The sequence below is a fragment of the Streptomyces sp. NPDC051452 genome (assembly GCF_044454765.1).
In the GTDB taxonomy this organism is placed as follows: domain Bacteria; phylum Actinomycetota; class Actinomycetes; order Streptomycetales; family Streptomycetaceae; genus Streptomyces.
Genome location: NZ_JBITEB010000008.1, coordinates 85,547 through 101,965 on the forward strand (window position 1 = coordinate 85,547; position 16,419 = coordinate 101,965).

General features: G+C 72.4%; 16 protein-coding genes and 1 riboswitch. Of the genes, 6 read left to right on the plus strand and 10 right to left on the minus strand.

The window, feature by feature from the left end; translation table 11 throughout:
* Positions 1 to 3: 3 nt before the first annotated feature.
* The 5 genes from ACIBA9_RS20165 to ACIBA9_RS20185 are packed head-to-tail and all read right to left on the minus strand — an operon-like array spanning position 4 to position 3,374.
* The gene (locus ACIBA9_RS20165) at positions 4 to 276 is read right to left on the minus strand and encodes a phosphoribosyl-ATP diphosphatase (protein WP_171158221.1); all 273 of its coding nucleotides are present in this window, start codon (positions 274 to 276) and stop codon (positions 4 to 6) included.
* Positions 277 to 310: 34 nt separating this feature from the next.
* The gene (ribH, locus tag ACIBA9_RS20170) at positions 311 to 796 is read right to left on the minus strand and encodes a 6,7-dimethyl-8-ribityllumazine synthase (RefSeq protein ID WP_362161531.1); all 486 of its coding nucleotides are present in this window, start codon (positions 794 to 796) and stop codon (positions 311 to 313) included.
* Between the two features lie 24 nt (positions 797 to 820).
* Positions 821 to 2,134, minus strand: a complete 1,314-nt coding sequence (locus tag ACIBA9_RS20175) for a bifunctional 3,4-dihydroxy-2-butanone-4-phosphate synthase/GTP cyclohydrolase II (RefSeq protein WP_362161529.1) — start codon at positions 2,132 to 2,134, stop codon at positions 821 to 823.
* Complete coding sequence (gene pnuC / locus ACIBA9_RS20180; RefSeq protein WP_362161526.1) at positions 2,131 to 2,772, minus strand: nicotinamide riboside transporter PnuC; 642 nt, start codon at positions 2,770 to 2,772, stop codon at positions 2,131 to 2,133. The genes ACIBA9_RS20175 and pnuC overlap by 4 nt, the downstream gene beginning before the upstream one ends.
* Positions 2,769 to 3,374 (minus strand): riboflavin synthase, encoded by a 606-nt coding sequence (locus tag ACIBA9_RS20185; RefSeq protein ID WP_362161523.1) that lies wholly within the window; start codon positions 3,372 to 3,374, stop codon positions 2,769 to 2,771. Before ACIBA9_RS20185 ends, pnuC begins: the two co-directional genes overlap by 4 nt.
* Positions 3,375 to 3,527: 153 nt before the next feature.
* Positions 3,528 to 3,658, minus strand: a riboswitch (FMN riboswitch).
* A 297-nt stretch (positions 3,659 to 3,955) separates the two neighbouring features.
* Here ACIBA9_RS20185 and ACIBA9_RS20190 point away from each other — a divergent pair.
* Together ACIBA9_RS20190 and ACIBA9_RS20195 are read left to right on the plus strand one after the other, a co-directional pair.
* On the plus strand, positions 3,956 to 4,846 hold the full coding sequence (locus ACIBA9_RS20190) for an RNA polymerase sigma-70 factor (protein WP_399364741.1): 891 nt from the start codon (positions 3,956 to 3,958) through the stop codon (positions 4,844 to 4,846).
* Positions 4,847 to 4,951: 105 nt separating this feature from the next.
* Positions 4,952 to 5,707: an SDR family oxidoreductase gene (locus ACIBA9_RS20195; RefSeq protein ID WP_399364743.1), complete on the plus strand. Its 756-nt coding sequence runs from the start codon at positions 4,952 to 4,954 to the stop codon at positions 5,705 to 5,707.
* 55 nt (positions 5,708 to 5,762) lie between these two features.
* On the opposite strand, the gene ACIBA9_RS20200 is transcribed toward ACIBA9_RS20195, so the two are convergent.
* Positions 5,763 to 6,974 (minus strand): ROK family transcriptional regulator, encoded by a 1,212-nt coding sequence (locus ACIBA9_RS20200; RefSeq protein WP_399364745.1) that lies wholly within the window; start codon positions 6,972 to 6,974, stop codon positions 5,763 to 5,765.
* A 159-nt stretch (positions 6,975 to 7,133) separates the two neighbouring features.
* On the opposite strand from ACIBA9_RS20200, the gene ACIBA9_RS20205 reads away from it, so the two are divergent.
* The gene (locus ACIBA9_RS20205) at positions 7,134 to 8,348 is read left to right on the plus strand and encodes an MFS transporter (protein ID WP_399364747.1); all 1,215 of its coding nucleotides are present in this window, start codon (positions 7,134 to 7,136) and stop codon (positions 8,346 to 8,348) included.
* Here the strand turns inward: ACIBA9_RS20205 and ACIBA9_RS20210 are convergent.
* Entirely contained in the window at positions 8,308 to 8,766 is a 459-nt protein-coding gene (locus tag ACIBA9_RS20210) for a thioesterase family protein (protein ID WP_362161512.1), read from the minus strand. The two genes, ACIBA9_RS20205 and ACIBA9_RS20210, sit on opposite strands and share 41 nt — an antisense overlap.
* Positions 8,767 to 8,942: 176 nt before the next feature.
* Positions 8,943 to 10,232: an alginate lyase family protein gene (locus ACIBA9_RS20215; protein WP_399364750.1), complete on the minus strand. Its 1,290-nt coding sequence runs from the start codon at positions 10,230 to 10,232 to the stop codon at positions 8,943 to 8,945.
* Between the two features lie 130 nt (positions 10,233 to 10,362).
* Here ACIBA9_RS20215 and ACIBA9_RS20220 point away from each other — a divergent pair, with 130 nt between their 5' ends.
* The 3 genes from ACIBA9_RS20220 to ACIBA9_RS20230 all read left to right on the plus strand — a co-directional run bounded on the left by ACIBA9_RS20220 (position 10,363) and on the right by ACIBA9_RS20230 (position 13,576).
* Positions 10,363 to 11,763, plus strand: coding sequence for a uracil-xanthine permease family protein (locus ACIBA9_RS20220; protein ID WP_399364752.1), 1,401 nt, complete (start codon positions 10,363 to 10,365; stop codon positions 11,761 to 11,763).
* Between the two features lie 99 nt (positions 11,764 to 11,862).
* Positions 11,863 to 12,549, plus strand: a complete 687-nt coding sequence (locus ACIBA9_RS20225; RefSeq protein ID WP_362161504.1) for a DUF5995 family protein — start codon at positions 11,863 to 11,865, stop codon at positions 12,547 to 12,549.
* Positions 12,550 to 12,646: 97 nt separating this feature from the next.
* Positions 12,647 to 13,576 (plus strand): LLM class F420-dependent oxidoreductase, encoded by a 930-nt coding sequence (locus tag ACIBA9_RS20230; protein ID WP_399364755.1) that lies wholly within the window; start codon positions 12,647 to 12,649, stop codon positions 13,574 to 13,576.
* A 38-nt stretch (positions 13,577 to 13,614) separates the two neighbouring features.
* Here the strand turns inward: ACIBA9_RS20230 and ACIBA9_RS20235 are convergent, their stop codons facing one another.
* Together ACIBA9_RS20235 and ACIBA9_RS20240 are read right to left on the minus strand one after the other, a co-directional pair.
* Positions 13,615 to 15,312 carry an NAD(P)/FAD-dependent oxidoreductase gene (locus tag ACIBA9_RS20235; RefSeq protein WP_362161499.1) on the minus strand — a complete coding sequence of 566 codons (1,698 nt, stop codon included), beginning with the start codon at positions 15,310 to 15,312 and terminating at the stop codon, positions 13,615 to 13,617.
* A 50-nt stretch (positions 15,313 to 15,362) separates the two neighbouring features.
* The gene (locus ACIBA9_RS20240) at positions 15,363 to 16,151 is read right to left on the minus strand and encodes a carbon-nitrogen hydrolase family protein (protein WP_399364757.1); all 789 of its coding nucleotides are present in this window, start codon (positions 16,149 to 16,151) and stop codon (positions 15,363 to 15,365) included.
* Positions 16,152 to 16,419 lie beyond the last annotated feature (268 nt).

The following is a 16,419-nucleotide window of genomic DNA, read 5'->3' on the forward strand; positions in this document are numbered from 1 at the left end:
GGTTCACAGATGGGCGTAGACGTCGTCCAGGGAGATCCCGCGGGCGACCATCATCACCTGGACGTGGTAGAGCAGCTGCGAGATCTCCTCGGCGGCCGCCTCCTTGCCCTCGTACTCGGCGGCCATCCAGACCTCGGCGGCCTCTTCGACGACCTTCTTGCCGATGGCATGGACGCCCTTGCCGACCAGTTCGGCGGTGCGTGAGGTGGCGGGATCGCCCTGGGCGGCCTTCTGCTGGAGCTCGGTGAAGAGCTCCTCGAACGTCTTCTTGGACATGGTGAGCCCCACCCTAGCCGTTGTGGCGGCCGGGCTAGTGCCAGGGTTCGGATACTGAACGCAGGGTGGCCGCGGTCGCCACCGCCGCCGTCACCGCCTCGTGCCCCTTGTCCTCGGTGGAGCCCTCGATGCCCGCCCGGTCCAGGGCCTGTTCCTCGGTGTCGCAGGTGAGGACGCCGAAGCCGACGGGCACGCCTGTCTCGACGGAGACCTGGGTGAGGCCCTGGGTCACGCCCTGGCACACGTAGTCGAAGTGCGGGGTGCCGCCCCGGATGACGACACCGAGGGCGACCACCGCGTCGTAGCCGCGGCCCGCGAGGACCTTCGCGGCGACGGGCAGTTCGAAGCTGCCCGGCACCCTGATCAGGGTCGGCTCGTCGATCCCGAGGTCGTGCAGGGCGCGCAGGGCGCCGTTCACCAGACCGTCCATCACCTTCTCGTGCCACTGTGCCGCGATGACGGCGACCCTGAGGTCGCTCGCGTTGCGTACGGCCAGCTCCGGTGCACCCTTGCCGCTCACGTCTCTCCTTGTTGCGTTCTCGTCTTACTGATTGCCGCAGGTGGCCGCGGGTGCGGCCGGTGGGGCCGGCACGGCGGGCGTGTCCAGCCACGGCAGGTCGTGGCCCATCCGGTCCCGCTTGGTGCGCAGGTACCCCAGATTGTGCTCGCCGGCCTGGATGGGCATCGAGACCCGGCCGGTGACCCGCAGGCCGTGGCGCAGCAGCGCCTCGGTCTTGTCGGGGTTGTTGGTCATGAGCCGGACGCTGCGCACGCCGAGGTCGGCGAGGATCCGGGCGCCGGCGGCGTAGTCCCGGGCGTCGGCGGGCAGGCCGAGTTCCAGGTTGGCGTCGAGGGTGTCGTGGCCCTGCTCCTGGAGCTGGTAGGCGCGCAGCTTGGAGAGCAGGCCGATGCCGCGTCCCTCGTGTCCGCGCAAGTAGACGACGACTCCGCGGCCTTCGTCGTGGATGCGGTCCAGGGCGGCGTCCAGCTGGGGGCCGCAGTCGCAGCGCAGCGAGCCGAAGACGTCGCCGGTGAGGCATTCGGAGTGGACACGGACGAGGACGTCCTCGCCGTCGCCGATCTCGCCGTGGACGAGGGCGACGTGCTCGACGCCGTCGACGGTGGAGCGGTAGCCGTAGGCGGTGAAGGTGCCGTGGGCGGTGGGCAGCCGGGTCTCGGCCTCGCGGCGGACGGTGGGCTCGCTGTCGCGGCGGTAGGCGATCAGGTCCTCGATGGAGATGATCGTCAGGCCGTGCTTGCGGGCGAAGGGGATCAGTTCGGGCAGCCGGAGCATCCGGCCGTCCTCGCCGGCGATCTCCACGATGGCGCCGGCCGGGCGCAGACCCGCGAGCCGGGCGAGGTCGACGGCGGCCTCGGTGTGGCCGTTGCGGACGAGGACCCCGCCGGGCCTGGCGCGCAGCGGGAAGACGTGGCCGGGGCGGACGAAGTCCGTGGGTTCGGCCGTGCCGCCGGCCAGGAGCCGGAGCGTCGTGGCGCGGTCGGCGGCCGAGATGCCGGTGCTCACGCCGTGCGCGGCGGAGGCGTCCACGGAGACGGTGAAGGCGGTCTTCATCGACTCGGTGTTGTCGTCGACCATCTGCGGCAGCCGGAGCCGGTCGAGTTCCTCGCCCTCCATGGGGGCGCAGATGAGTCCGCGGCACTCGCTCATCATGAAGGCGATGATCTCGGGGGTCGCCTTCTCGGCGGCGATGACGAGGTCGCCCTCGTTCTCCCGGTCCTCGTCGTCCACGACCACGATCGGGCGGCCGGCCGCGATGTCGGCGATGGCCTGCTCGACGGGGTCGAGCGCGAAGGTCTCGGGGGCGTCCGTGTCGTACAGCGGCGGTGCCGAGGTCATGCCGGGGCTCCTTCCATGACGGGCCGCGGGCCCTTGCGGGAGCGCAGCCACCAGTCGCGCATGCCCCACAGGACGAGCGCGCCGTAGATGACGTAGACGAATCCGGAGAAGGCGTAGCCGTTGGCGAAGTTGAGCGGCACGCCGACGAGGTCGACGAGCAGCCAGGCGAACCAGAACTCGACCATGCCCTTGGCCTGCGCGTACATGGCGACGATGGTGCCGACGAAGATGTAGGCGTCCGGCCAGGGGTCCCAGGAGAGGCTGGGGTAGGCCTTGAACAGCAGGGCGACGGCGACGGTGCCCACGGCGGCGGCGGCGAGCATCGCCGCGCGCTCGCGCCCGGTGGCGAAGCGCGGGGTGATGTGGCCGTCCGCCGACCGGTCCTCGGTGCGCCGCCACTGCCACCAGCCGAACAGCGCCACGACCATGACGACGGCCTGCTTGCCGGCGCTGCCGGTCAGATGACCGTAGAAGGCGGTGAACAGGACGAGGCCGGACAGGAACTGCACGGGCCAGGTCAGCAGGGAGCGGCGCCAGCCGAGGGCCAGGGTGATCAGGCCGAGGATGTTGCCGACCATGTCCGACCAGATGATGTGCTGGCCGAAGAGGGTGAACGCCTCGGAGTTCAGCCAGCTCATCGGCCGGCCCCCCGACCCGCCGCGAGCAGCCGCTCCACGTACTTGGCGATGACGTCGACCTCGAGGTTGACCGGGTCGCCGGGCTGCTTGTGGCCGAGCGTGGTCAGGGCGAGGGTGGTCGGGATGAGGCTGACGGTGAAGTGGTCCGGGCCGGCCTCGACGACGGTGAGGCTGATGCCGTCGACCGTGATGGAGCCCTTCTCCACGACGTAGCGCGCGAGGTCCGCGGGGAGCGAGATCTTCACGATCTCCCAGTTCTCGGACGGCACGCGCTCCAGTACCCGTCCGGTGCCGTCGACGTGTCCCTGCACGATGTGCCCGCCGAGGCGCGCGCCCACGGCGGTGGGGCGCTCCAGGTTGACGCGGGAGCCGACGGCGAGCGCGCCCAGGCTGGAGCGGTTGAGTGTCTCGGCCATGACGTCCGCGGTGAACTCGCCGTCCGCGTGGTCGACGACGGTGAGACAGACGCCGTTGACGGCGATGGAGTCGCCGTGCTGCGCGCCCTCGGTCACGACGGGGCCGCGGAGCCGGAAGCGGGAGGCGTCGCCGAGGTTCTCGACGGCGGTGACCTCACCCAGTTCTTCGACGATTCCGGTGAACACTTCCCGGGTCCTCCTGCCTCTTCGGGCACGGACTCCGGGGCCTGTCGATGACGACAGCATGTACGGGTGAGCACAGCCGGGGCGACGCCGACGGGGACCCGCCCGGATTCGGACGAGCCCAGATACGGCGACGCGCACATGCGTGCCCGCCCGCCGCGCACTGCCTCCCATCCGGACTTTAACCGTCGGTCCAGGAATTCCACCTGGTCAACCGGCCGCTGGAAGCGACCGGGTCGCGGACTATAACCGCCGGTTCGGACTTTCACCGACCCCGGAGTGCGCTGCTTCTGGTACAGGGTCAGTCTGCCACGCCGGGCGGCCGCCCAGACAGGCCTCGGATGTGGGCTCGCTCACAGTGCGTGTCGCCGGACTTGCGCGGCGCGGTCGCCCGGGTCAACTTCCGCCGTCGGCCGGGACGTTGCCCTTGGTCCGGACCTATTGACCACACTGGTCTAGTCCTTTTAGGGTGCGGGCGGGCCCGGCGGCGGTGACGACGGCCCTTGCCCGCCGCCGGGCCGCCGGCAACCCGGAGGGCCGGGGGCCTCGCCATGTCGTGGCCGGCTCTCTGACAGGGTGAGGGCATGAGCCCCGTATCGTCGGCGGACGAGTTCGAAGCGCATCGCGCCCGGCTGTTCGGCCTCGCCTACCGGCTGCTCGGCTCCGCCACGGAGGCCGAGGACGCGGTGCAGGACGCTTATCTGCGGTTCAGCGGCGCCGAGCGCTCTCGCATCGAACACCCCGGCGCCTGGCTCGCCAAGGCCACAACGAACCTCTGTCTCACCCGGCTGACCTCGGCACGGGCCCGGCGCGAGCGGTACGTCGGGCCCTGGCTGCCGGAGCCGGTGGTCAGCGGCGACGACGCGCTCGGGCCGCTGGAGTCGGCCGAGCGGGGGGAGCAGGTCTCGATGGCGATGCTGGTCCTGCTGGAGCGGCTGACGCCGGCCGAACGGGCGGTGTACGTGCTGCGCGAGGCCTTCGCGTACGGCCATCGGGAGATCGCGGCCGTGCTGGGCCTGGGCGAGGCCAACTGCCGTCAGCTCTACCGGCGGGCGGCGGCCCGGATCGCCGTGCCCGAGGGCCGCTTCGAGGTGGCTGCGCGGGCCCGGGAGAGCCTGGTGACCTCGTTCCTCACTGCCGCCCGCGAGGGTGACCTCACCGGTCTGGAGAAGCTGCTGGCGGCCGATGTGACCTGGTGGGGCGACGGCGGCGGCAAGGTCTCGGCGGCCCGGCGGCCGATCGTGGGCCGGGACAAGGTGGTGCGCTTCCTGGTGGGCGGCTCGCAGCGGTTCGCGGCGGGCCTGGACCTCACGGTGGTGGAGGTGAACGGGGCGAGCGCGCTGACCGCTTGGGCGGGCGACACGCTGGTGGGGATCGTCGCCTTCGAGGTACGGGACGGACTGATCGCGCATCTGCGATGCGTGGTGAACCCGGACAAGCTGGACTTCGCCCGGCGGCAGCTCGCGCGCCGGTGAACGCGGCTGCGCGAGGGTGTCACATTTCCGGGGTGCTGTCTGGTCCCAGCGGGTGGGGGGCGTTCCGGACGGGGCGCCCGGGTACCCGAGGGGACGGAGTGGAGCATGACCACGATCCTGGTGACCGGCGGGACGGGAACGCTCGGCCGGCTTGTCACGGAGCGGCTGCGGGCGGACGGGCACGTGGTGCGGGTGCTCAGTCGGCACGCGCAGCCGTACGCCGTCGATCTGCGCGAGGCAGGCGCCGGGCTGGACGCGGCCCTGGAGGGCGTGGACACGGTCGTGCACTGCGCGAGCACGGTCCGGGGCGGGGACGAGGAGGCCGCGCGGAATCTGATCGCGGCGGCGGCCCGGGCGGGCGTGGGCCATCTGGTCTACATCTCCATCGTCGGCGTCGACCGGGTGCCGTTCGGCTATTACGCGAGCAAGCTCGCCGTGGAGCGGGAGATCGAGCGGTCGGGGCTCGGCTGGACCGTGCTGCGCGCGACCCAGTTCCACGACCTGGTGGTGACGCTGATGCGGGGGCTGGCCAGGCCGCCGGTGGCGCTGGTCCCGGCCGGGGTGTCGGACCAGCCCGTGGAGGTCGCCGAGGTGGCCGACCGGCTGGCGGAGCTGGCCCTCGGGGCACCGGCCGGACGCGTGCCGGACATGGGCGGCCCCGAGGTCCGTACGCTCCGGTCGCTGGCCCGTGCCTATCTGCGGGCGACCGGCCGGCGCCGTCCGGTGGCGGGGGTGCGCCTCTTCGGCGGTACCTACCGCGCCTTCCGCGCGGGCGGCCACCTGACGCCGGAACGGGCCGTGGGCAAGGTGACCTTCGAGGAGCACCTGGCCCGACTGCCCGAAGCCGCCCGGCAGTCCTGAGCCGCCGGGCGGAGGAGGGCGAGGACGGTCGCCGGCCGGGCCCGGCCACGGCGACTCAGCGCTCGGGTGGGGCGAAGAGTTCGTCCTGGGCTCGGTCGCGGGCGGTCAGGAGGGCTCCGCGCAGCACGGCGGTGCCGCCCAGTCCGCTGGGCCGCACCTCCGTGGGCAGAGGTGACATCCGGCGCAGTCGGCGTGCCACGAGCCCCGCGAGCGTCTCTCCCCCGGCCCGGCCGATCTCGCCGCCCAGCACCACGCATCCGGGGTCCAGGACGGCCACGACGGAGGCGGCTCCGACGGCGATCCGGTCGGCGAGGGTACCCAGGAAGCGCTGGGCTGCGGGGGCCTCGGTCGGCCGGGCGGCCCGCGCCTGCGCCGTGACGGCGTTCCGCACCACCGCCGCCACACCCGTCCCGTCCGCGGCGGTCGGCGCGGGCAGGCCGCACTCCGCCGCCAGGGAGGCGATCGCCGCCGCGCCCGTCAGTGAGTGCAGGCCGCCGGCGCAGTCCGTCGCCGAGGGCAGCGAGCCCGTCCCCGGGACCGGCAGGAAGCCGATCTCGCCCGTGCCGCCCGAGGCGCCGCGCCGGAGCGTGCCGTCCAGGACCACCGCGGCGCCGACGCCGTGGCCGAGCCAGAGGAGGACGAAGGTGTCCCGGTCCCGGGCGGCGCCCTCGCGCTGTTCGGCCAGGGCGGCCAGATTGGTCTCGTTCTCCACGGTGACCCGGGCCCCGGTGAGCCGTTCCGGCAGAGCGGCGGCCAGGCTGCGGTGCCAGGCGGGCAGGCCGGCGGAGTCGCGCAGGTCCCCGGTGGCCGGATCGATGAGGCCGGGGGCGCCGATGCCGACGGTGTGCAGCCGGTCGGCACCGGCCTCCTTGACCGCCCGTTCCACGGCGGCCACCGCCTGTTCCACGGCCGGTCCGGTCCCGGCGTCGTCGCCGATCGGCACCGACGCCTCGGCGAGCACCCGTCCGACCAGGTCGGAGACCAGCACCAGGACGCCCTCGGTGCGCACGTCCAGGGCGGCGAGGTGGGCGCGGTCGGCGACGATGCCGTAGAGCCGGGCGTTCGGTCCCCGGCGCTGTTCGCCGGACTCGCCGACCACCGTGATGAGACCGGCGGCGGTGAGGCGTTCGACCAGGTCGGCGACGGTCGGCCGGGACAGTCCGGTGAGCTGCTTCAACTGCCCGGCCGTCAGCGGGCCTTCCTGCTGCAACAGCGACAGGGCGAGCCGGTCGTTGATGGCCCGGGCGGTGCTGGGTGATGCGGGCATGGCGGGAATCCTCCCAGATCGCTGCGACCGGACCGACCGAACCCGCGAAGGCCACGGGGCAGGCGGCCAGGAAACCACCTATCTATCAGGCAGGGTCCCTGATAGTTTACGGCGCGTGCTGCAGGGCGGTCCGGGGAACTCCCGGGAAGGGACGGGAACATGAGTGACGTGGACTCCGCACGAGACGAGGCGCGGCGTGCGCGGTACGCCGTGGCGGCCGTCTTCGCCGTGCACGGCGCGGTGACGGGATCCTTCGCGACCCGGGTGCCGTGGATCCAGGACCACGCCTCGCTCAGTGCGGGCCAGTTGGGGTTCGCGCTGGCCTTCACGGCGCTCGGCGCCTCGTGCGCGATGCCGCTGGCGGGCCGGATCAGCCACCGTTTCGGCAGCCGTACGGCGCTGCGCGGGCTCCTCGCGCTGTGGACGCTGGCGCTGGTCCTGCCGTCCCTGGCGCCGAACCTGTACACCCTGTGCGCGGCGATGTTCGTCTACGGCGCCACCGCGGGGATGGCCGACGTCGCGATGAACGCGCTGGGCGTGGAGATCGAGCGGCGGCTCGACAAGTCGATCATGTCCGGTCTGCACGGCATGTGGAGCGCGGGCGCGCTGGTCGGGTCGGCGGCGGGGACGCTCGCCGCGCACTGGGGTGCCGACGCCCGGCTGCACCACGCGCTCGCCGCGGCCGCCCTCACGCTCCTCGGGCTGGTGGCCTGCGCCTGGGTGCTGGACGTACAGCCCGCCGAGGACGAGCAACCGCCGCCACGCTTCACCCTCCCGCCCCGGTCCGCGCTGCTCATCGGCATGGTCGGCTTCTGCGCGGTGTTCGCCGAGGGCGCGAGCCTGGACTGGTCGGCGGTGTTCCTGCGGGACCGGCTGGACACGTCGGCCGGGCTGGCGGCGGCCTCGACGACCGGCTTCATGCTGACCATGGCCGTGGCCCGGATCGCCGGGGACGCGGTGGTGAACCGCTTCGGCGCGGTGCGCACGGTCCGGACGGGCGGCGTCCTCGCCGTGCTGGGCGGGCTGCTGATCGTCGTGGCCGGCCATCCGGCCGTGGCGATGGGCGGGTTCGCGCTGATGGGGCTCGGCATCGCGGTGGTGGTGCCGCTGTGCTTCGCGGCGGCGGGGCACTCCGGCCCCCATCCGAGCCAGGCCATAGCGGGCGTGGCGACGATCACCTACACGTCGGGGCTGATCGCGCCGAGCCTGATCGGCGGCGTGGCCCAGGCGACCAGCCTGGTGGTGTCGTTCTGCGTGGTGACGGTACTGGCGTGCGGACTCGCGGCGTTCGCCGGAGTACTGCGCACCGCCGAGCGGGGTGGCCGCGCGCAGGTCAGTCCGCGGGCCGCAGCAGTTCCCGACCCGCGGCCCTGAAGGCGTCGGTCCACGGCGCCGGGCGCAGGGTCGCCGCGTCCAGCCGGACCAGCACCCGGGTGCCCTGGGCGTAGGTCTGCGCCCCGTCCGCCGAGCAGAAGCGGAAGCCGTAGGTCAGGCCGGTGGTGCCGAGGCGTTCCAGCCAGAGGTGGACCGCGTAGGCGCCGGGGCGGGTCACCGGCGCCTCATAGGTGATCCGCAGTTCCTTGACCGCGTTGCAGGCGTCCCCGGCCGCGCCCCAGTCCCCGTCGAAGCGGACGCCGTATCCGTGCCACAGCTGCGTCCACGCGCGCTCGACCATCAGCGGGTAGCGGGCGTTGTGCAGGAGCCCGAGCGCGTCGAGGTCGTCGAAGTGCACGGTGACGGGGATCAGCCGGCCGTGGGAGACGGCGGGGGCGGACGGGGCTTCGGCGGTCACGGGAAGACTCCTGAGCGGCGGGGAACGGGGCGGACACCCCGGTACACGTCCCATACTAAGCGACCGCTCAGGATCCTCCGGGGCGGGCCGCCGGCCTGCGGGGCTCGCCCGGGTGGCTTCCGGAAGGAGCCGTGGAGGCGCCCCCGGGAGCCCGGTTGGGGCGCGGCGGCCAGGCGTCAGGCGGTGGCGATCGAGTCCAGTTGTTCGGCGGCGGGGCGTAGTGCCCACAGGTCTCCCCCGGGCGGTGTCTGGAGCTCCCCGAGCGCCGCCCTGGCCGCCTGGTCTCCGGCGTCCGCCGCCGCGTGCACGACGTCGCTCGCCGCGTAGCGGTGGAACTCCAGCTCGGGGTGGGGCCAGGCCGCGGCGCCCGTCGCGGCGGGCAGGAGGTAGTCGACCGCCTTGGAGACGCTCTGCCCGTCCGGCCCCCGGTATCTCCAGAGGTCCACGCCCACGTGCCGGCCGATGGCGGCGAGCCGGGTGTAGGCGACCAGGTCGAAGGTCGAGTAGTGCCAGCTGCGGGTGCGGGCCAGCTCCTGCGGCTGGCCGCCGTCGGCCGCGATCTGCGGGTCGATCCGCTTGGCTCGCGCGTCGAGGACCGTACGCCTGGCCAGGGCGGTGTCGCCGGTGGCGTACGCGAGGGCGGCGAGCTGCATGTCGTAGAAGGTGCCGTGATTGTTGGCGGCGGCACCCTCCTGCCGGCCGAAGTCGCTGTTCTCCAGCCAGTCGCGGAAGTCGGCGTTCCACTCGTCCATGGCGGTCCGGTCCTTCGCACTCCAGCCGGGGGCGCCGGTGGCGAGGATCGCCTCGGCGTCGAGGACGCTGGTGTACGACTGCGAGAAGTCGATGACGCCGATGGCCCGCCCGTCGTACTTGCACGGGATGAACTGGGCGTGGTCCAGGTTGGGGTTCATCCGGGTGGCCGGGTCCAGGAACCAGGTGCGCAGGATCCGTCCGGCCTTGTCGGCGTAGTCGCGGCGGCCCGTGTAGTACCAGGCGAGCGAGAGGTCGTACACGGAGTCGAAGACCTTCTCGGCGTCCTGCCGGTCCGTCCCGCTGTCGACCTGCGGATTGCGCTCACCATCGCGCTGGACGTACGGGCAGCCCCAGGGGTTGCCGGCGGTGGGGGCGGTCGTGGGCCACCAGTAGGGGGCCTGGCTCAGATAGTCGTGGACGTCGCCGCCGGGCGCGGGCTTCGGCTTGTCGACGACCGTCCAGGGGCCCTGGTCCAGCCAGGCGTCGGCGCGGGCGGTCAGGGCGGCGAGGGTGAGCCGCAACCGGGGGTCGTGACCGAGGCGGGCCCGGGTCCGCTTCAGGCGGGCGCCGTCGAGGACGACGGTGCGCGCGGTCGTGGACGTCACATGGGTGGATCGCGTGGCGGCCGGGGCCGCGTGTGCGGAGGGGGCGAGCAGGGTCGCGGCGGTCGCCAGGGCGGCCAGGAGCACGGCGGTTCGAGGTCTTCCACTCATCGGGCACTCCGATCGACAGGTCAGATACATGAACAGTGTTCACGAATAGGACCGTGTGAGCGTAGGGCCGCCAGGTACCCGTGACAATGGTGCGGACCGTCTTCACGTACAGAGAAAGCGAAACCCCACCATGGATCTCGGCGTCCGCTGGAAGCTGCACGGTGACGGGCGCACGCCCGCGCCCGGAGCGGTGGTACGCCCCGACGAACGGCTCTCCTGGCCTCGTACCGCGGGCCTGGGCGCCCAGCACGTGGTCGCGATGTTCGGGGCCTCCTTCGTCGCACCCGTGCTCATGGGCCTGGACCCCAACCTGGCGATCATGATGTCCGGCGTGGCGACCATGATCTTCCTGCTCGCCACGCGCGGCCGGGTCCCCAGCTATCTGGGCTGCTCCCTGTCGTTCGTCGGCGTGGCGGCCGTCATCCGCGCGCAGGGCGGTACGAGCGCGACCGTGACCGGAGCGATCCTCGTCGTCGGTGTCGTGCTGTTCCTGGTGGGGCTCGCGGTGCAGCGCTTCGGCGCGCGGATCATCCATGCCGCGATGCCGCCGATCGTCACCGGCGCGGTGGTCATGCTGATCGGCTTCAACCTCGCCCCGGTGACCGCGTCCACCTACTGGCCGCAGGACCAGTGGACGGCCCTGCTGGTCATGCTGTTCACCGGGCTGTCCGTGGTGTGTCTGCGCGGTTTCTGGTCGCGTATCGCGATCTTCCTGGGCCTGGTCTTCGGGTACGGCATCTCCTGGGCCTTCGACCGGATCTTCGGCAGGATCCACTCGACGAGCCCGAGCGGTAAGGTCACCGACCACTGGCGGCTCGACCTGTCCGGCGTCTCCAAGGCCGACTGGATCGGCCTGCCCTCCTTCCACGGGCCGAGCTTCCACTGGTCGGCGATCCTGGTGGCGCTGCCCGTCGTGATCGCGCTGGTCGCCGAGAACGCGGGCCATGTCAAGGCGGTCGGCGAGATGACCGGCGACTCGCTGGACGACAAACTCGGCACGGCGATCTCCGCGGACGGTGTCGCCTCCGTGCTGTCGACCGCGGTGGGCGGGCCGCCCAACACGACCTACTCCGAGAACATCGGCGTGATGGCCGCGACCCGGGTCTACTCCACCGCCGCCTACTGGGCCGCCGCCTGCTTCGCCCTCCTCTTCGGCGTCTGCCCGAAGTTCGGCGCGGTCGTGGCCGCGATCCCGGGCGGTGTGCTGGGCGGCATCACCGTGATCCTCTACGGCATGATCGGCCTGCTCGGCGCCCAGATCTGGCTCAACGCCAAGGTGGACCTGCGCAACCCGCTGAACCTGGTGCCGGCCGCCGCGGGCATCATCATCGGCGTCGGCAACGTCAGCATGAAGTTCAGCGACCACTTCTCGCTCAGCGGCATCGCCCTCGGCACCCTGGTCGTCATCACCGGCTACCACGCGCTGCGCGCCTTCGCCCCCGCCCATCTGAAGGGACAAGGCCCCCTGCTGGACGAGGGCACGTCCCGCTACGACGAGGAGGGCCCGGCCACCGAGGCAGGACCGCGCTAGGCCCTGCCTGCCGGACAGGACCCAGGAGCGTTCCCCCGTTCCGGCGAAGCGCCGGGCCGGTCGGCGTCCGGGTGGGGTGTGGCCTGTCACCCTTCCCTCATGGCGCGGTTGGAACAGCTCACCACTCCCGTCGACGCGGTCCTCTCCCGGATGCGCGCGCTCGACGCGGCCCTGCCCGAGCGGGACGGGGTCGCCGTGTTCAACCGCGTCTACCTCGCCGTCACCGAGGAGGTCGGCCGGCGTCTGAGCGCCGGGGAGTTCACCGACGCGCGGGCGGCGACCACGCTGGACGTGCGGTTCGCCGAGCGGTACCTGGCGGCGGTCGACGCGGCGGACGCGGACCGCCGTCCGCCCGCCTGCTGGCGGCCGCTGTTCCAGCTCCGCCGCCATCCCGGCGTACGGCCGCTGCAGTTCGCGCTGGCGGGCATCAACGCGCACATCGGGCACGACCTGGCGCTCGCCGTGGTGGACACCTGCCGCACGCTCGGCTGCCGGCCCACCGAGCTGGAGGACGAGTTCGACCGCGTGGGCGATCTCCTCGTCTCGCTGGAGGAACGGATCCGCGAGGATCTGATGCCGGGCCCCGATTTGCTCCAGATCGCCGACCCGCTCACCCATCTGCTGGGCTCCTGGAGCCTGGAGCGGGCCCGGGAGGCGACCTGGGCGGCGGCGCGTGCGCTGTACGCCCTGCGGCACTGCTCGGACGTGGCCGAGGACTTCACCGAACGGCTGGACGCGGCCGTGGGATTCGCGGGGCGCATGCTGCTGACCCCGCTGCGCGACTGACGTGGCCCGATCTCGCCCCTGGGCACTCCCACCGCGGAATTGCCGGGCGGCCCCGGGACGTTGACCGCCCACCACCCGACGGCGAAGGGGCGACGGTATGACGACCCGGCTCGGTCTCGGTCTCCCCCAGATGCGCCAGTACTCGATCGGCGAGGACGTCCCCGAGGTGGCCCGCGCCGCCGAGAGGATCGGCTACGACAGTCTGTGGGTGTTCGAGCGGGCGCTGTTCCCGGAACCCGCCCGCCAGGGCCTCTACGGCGTCGACGGCCTGCCCTGGCCCGACGACTACCGGGCCGTCGCGGACCCGCTGGTCACCCTGACCCTGGCCGCCGCGGCGACCGAACGGGCGGAGCTGGGCTCCAGCGTCCTGGTGGCGCCGCTGCACATGCCGTTCCAGCTCGCCAAGTCCCTGGCCACGCTGGACGCGGCCAGCGGCGGCCGGGTGGTGGCGGGCCTCGGTTCGGGCTGGTCCCTCGACGAGTACGCCGCCTCGGGCGTACGGCCCTTCGAGCAGCGCGGGAAGGTGCTCGACGAGGTCATCGACCTGTGCCGCGCGGTGTGGGGGCCGGATCCGGTCGTCCACCGCGGGCCCACCGCGGACATCGCCTCCGCCGTGGTCGGGCCCAAGCCCGCGCGGCCCATCCCGATCCTGTTGGCGGCGGGCAGCGACCGGGCCCTGCGGCGGCTGGTGGACCGGGCCGACGGATGGCTGCCGGTGAGCGCCGGGGCCGAGCGGCTCGCCGCCGAGTGGCGGCGGCTGCGCGACCTCGCCGAGGAGCGGGGCCGTACCGAGCCGATCCGGACGGTGCTGCGGGTGAACACCGACTGGCGGGCCGAGCCGTACCAGGGCACCGATCGCAGGCCTTTCCAGGGCAGTGCCGACCAGATCGTGGCGGACCTCGTGGAGCACGCCCGGATCGGTCTGGACGAGATCCTCGTCGACCTCCAGAGCACCGCGCGCGACGCCCGGGAGCTGACGGACGTCGCCGCCGAGGTGTTCGAGAAGGCGCGGGCGGCCGGAGTCTGAGGCCGGCCGGCCGCGCCTTGGTCCTTGGCGTTCCCGGGTCAGTCCTCGGGAAGTTCCACCGGGGCGATCTCGTCGTAGACGTCACCCGGACCGGGGTTCGTCGCGTCGGTCTCGCCGCCGAAGTGGTGCATGACGCCCCAGACCGCGTTCAGCGCGGTCTGGATCGCGCCCTCGGCCCAGCCGGCCGTCCAGGAGATGTCGTCGCCGGCGAGGAAGATGCCCCGCTTCTCCTCGGGCAGCCGGTCCTGCATGAAGTGGGTGAACAGGCGCCGCTGGTAGCGGTAGTGACCCGGCAGGTTGGCCTTGAACGCGCCCATGAAGTAGGGCTCGTTCTCCCAGGACACCGTCACCGGGTTGCCGATGATGTGCTTGCGGATGTCGACCTTGGGATAGATCTCGCCGAGCGACTTCAGCATGACCTCCATCCGCTCGTTCGCGGACAGCGGCAGCCACTTCAGGCTGTCGTCGCACCAGGTGTACGACAGGCAGATCACGGCGGGCTTGTCCGGGCCGTCGTCCAGCAGATAGGTGCCGCGGGTCATGCGGTCGGTGAGCGTCATCGACATGACGTCCCGGCCGGTCTCCTCGTCCTTGTCGAGCCAGAACGGCCGGTCGACGGGCACGAACAGCTTGGAGCTCTCCATGTAATGGGTGCGCTCGATCGCGGTCCAGTGGTCGATCGGGAAGAGCGAGTCGTCACAGGCGATCTTGGACAGCAGCATCCAGGACTGGGCGGTGAAGATCGCCGCCTTGTAGGTGCGGATGTCGCCGTTCGCGTCCGTCACGGTGATCTGGTTGCCCGCGGTGCGGTGCAGCCGGGTCACGGCGGGGCGCGGCTCGCCGTCCGGGTGCAGGGACTTCAGGGAGGTGCCGTAGGGCCAGTGGACGATCTTCTCCGGCTCGCGTTCCCACATGCGCAGCGGCAGCTGCTGGGAGCCGCCGACGATGCCGCGGTGGTGGTCGTCGGCCTCGGTGTAGACGACGCGCAGGATCTCCAGGATGGAGTTCGGGAAGTCGGTGTCCCAGCCGCCGGTGCCGAAGCCGACCTGGCCGAAGATCTCGCGGTGCCGGAAGGACTTGAACGCCTCGGAGTCGCAGAGGAAGCCGTAGAAGGTCTGGTTGTCGAGCTTCTCGACGAGCTGCGCCCAGATCTCACGGATGCGGGGCACGTCGCGTTCGCGCATGGCGCGGTTCATGTCGGAGAAGTCGGCGCCCTCCTCCAGGCACCGGCCCCAGGCCTCGGCGACGTCCCGGTACACCTGGGGCAGGTCGTCGATCGTCTCGGCGTAGTGCGACTCGCCCTTGAGGTCGACGACGGTCGACGGCGTCGCCTCGGCCAGCGGGTTCGGGAAGGGGCTGGTCTTCAGGCCGACGAGGTCGATGTAGTGCTGGAGGGCGGTGGAGGACGGCGGGAAGCGCATCGCGCCCATCTCGGCGGTCAGGGACTCGTCGCAGCCCTCGAAGCCGACCGTGCGCAGCCGGCCGCCGATCTGGTCGGCCTCGTAGACGACGGGCTTGAGGCCCATCTTCATCAGCTCGTACGCGGCCACGATGCCGGACAGGCCGCCGCCGATGATCGCGACCTCGGTGCCGTGCTCGGTCGCGGGGATCTGGCCGAGGCCCGCGGGGTGCGCGAGGAAGTCGTCGTAGGCGTAGGGGAAGTCCGGGCCGAACATGGTGATCGGCGGCTGCTGCTCGTCGGTGTGCTCGACGGCGTTGGGCACCGTGGACGTCATGGGGTACGGACTCCTTGCGCGGGGGTGACTCGGGGGAAGGCTGGGGGGGCTCAGGCCAGGGACCCGTACAGACCGGGGCGGCGGTCCTCCAGGTACGGGTTGGCCGCGCGGGAGGCGGCCAGGAACGCGGGGTCGGCGTCGGCGAGGACGAGCTGCTCGGCGCGGCCGGCGCGGGTGCGGGCGATGCCGTCGGGGCCCGCCAGGGTGGAGAGGCCGACGAACTCGAACTCGCCCTCCTGTCCGACCCGGTTGACGTAGGCGACGTACATCTGGTTCTCGAAGGCCCGCACCGGGATCATCGACTCGGCGACGAACTGGAAAGGGTGCATCTGCGCGGTCGGGACGACGAGGAGGTCGGTGCCGGCCAGCGCGTGGGCGCGGACGTTCTCCGGGAACTCGACGTCGTAGCAGATCAGCAGGCCCACGGTCAGGCCGTTCAGCTCGGCCTGGACGACCGGCTGATCGCCCGGGGTGAAGTGGTCGCGTTCGAAGCAGCCGAAGAGGTGGGTCTTGCGGTAGTTCGCGAGCCGGGTGCCGTCGGCGGAGATCAGCTGGGCGGAGTTGTAGACGGTGTCGCCGTCGCGCTCCGGGTAGCCGTAGGCGATGGCGAGCCCGTGCCGGGCGGCGGTCTCGGCGATCGCGTCCGCGGAGTCGCCGTCGGCGCTCTCGGCGAGGCGCGCGATGTCGTCGCCGATCGCGTACCCGGTCAGGAACATCTCCGGGGCGGCCAGCAGTGCGGCACCCGCGGCGGCGGCACGGCCCGCGGCCTCGTCGAGGACCTTGAGGTTCTCGACGAGGGAACCGGGACGGCCGGAGCTCTGGAGCAGGGCGGTGCGCATGCGGGATCCTCACCGGAACTGTGTGCGTTTTGGGGGCCGCAAAAACGGTACGGTCGGCGCGCTCGAGCGGACAAGAAGGAGCCGTTGCGCGCCGGTGCGCGAATCGTTGCGTGCGGCGGGCCTCAGACGGTGATTCGTTGCGCGCGCCCGGGACCGCGGTGGCCGATGCCGCGAAAGGCCCCGCCGGGCGGGGCCGTGGAGGGCGGCACGGGGGGTCGTCGGATCGGGTCGCGGGCCGGCGGTCTTCATGGCGGTGACCTGGTCTGTC

Excerpts from the sequence above, each read along its gene's own strand:
- ACIBA9_RS20165 (WP_171158221.1), bottom strand. The coding sequence starts at position 276 with ATGTCCAAGAAGACGTTCGAGGAGCTCTTCACCGAGCTCCAGCAGAAG.
- ACIBA9_RS20175 (WP_362161529.1), bottom strand. The coding sequence starts at position 2,134 with ATGACCTCGGCACCGCCGCTGTACGACACGGACGCCCCCGAGACCTTC.
- pnuC (WP_362161526.1), bottom strand. The coding sequence starts at position 2,772 with ATGAGCTGGCTGAACTCCGAGGCGTTCACCCTCTTCGGCCAGCACATC.
- ACIBA9_RS20190 (WP_399364741.1), top strand. The coding sequence starts at position 3,956 with ATGAGCCCCGTATCGTCGGCGGACGAGTTCGAAGCGCATCGCGCCCGG.
- ACIBA9_RS20195 (WP_399364743.1), top strand. The coding sequence starts at position 4,952 with ATGACCACGATCCTGGTGACCGGCGGGACGGGAACGCTCGGCCGGCTT.
- ACIBA9_RS20200 (WP_399364745.1), bottom strand. The coding sequence starts at position 6,974 with ATGCCCGCATCACCCAGCACCGCCCGGGCCATCAACGACCGGCTCGCC.
- ACIBA9_RS20205 (WP_399364747.1), top strand. The coding sequence starts at position 7,134 with ATGAGTGACGTGGACTCCGCACGAGACGAGGCGCGGCGTGCGCGGTAC.
- ACIBA9_RS20215 (WP_399364750.1), bottom strand. The coding sequence starts at position 10,232 with ATGAGTGGAAGACCTCGAACCGCCGTGCTCCTGGCCGCCCTGGCGACC.
- ACIBA9_RS20220 (WP_399364752.1), top strand. The coding sequence starts at position 10,363 with ATGGATCTCGGCGTCCGCTGGAAGCTGCACGGTGACGGGCGCACGCCC.
- ACIBA9_RS20225 (WP_362161504.1), top strand. The coding sequence starts at position 11,863 with ATGGCGCGGTTGGAACAGCTCACCACTCCCGTCGACGCGGTCCTCTCC.
- ACIBA9_RS20230 (WP_399364755.1), top strand. The coding sequence starts at position 12,647 with ATGACGACCCGGCTCGGTCTCGGTCTCCCCCAGATGCGCCAGTACTCG.
- ACIBA9_RS20235 (WP_362161499.1), bottom strand. The coding sequence starts at position 15,312 with ATGACGTCCACGGTGCCCAACGCCGTCGAGCACACCGACGAGCAGCAG.
- ACIBA9_RS20240 (WP_399364757.1), bottom strand. The coding sequence starts at position 16,151 with ATGCGCACCGCCCTGCTCCAGAGCTCCGGCCGTCCCGGTTCCCTCGTC.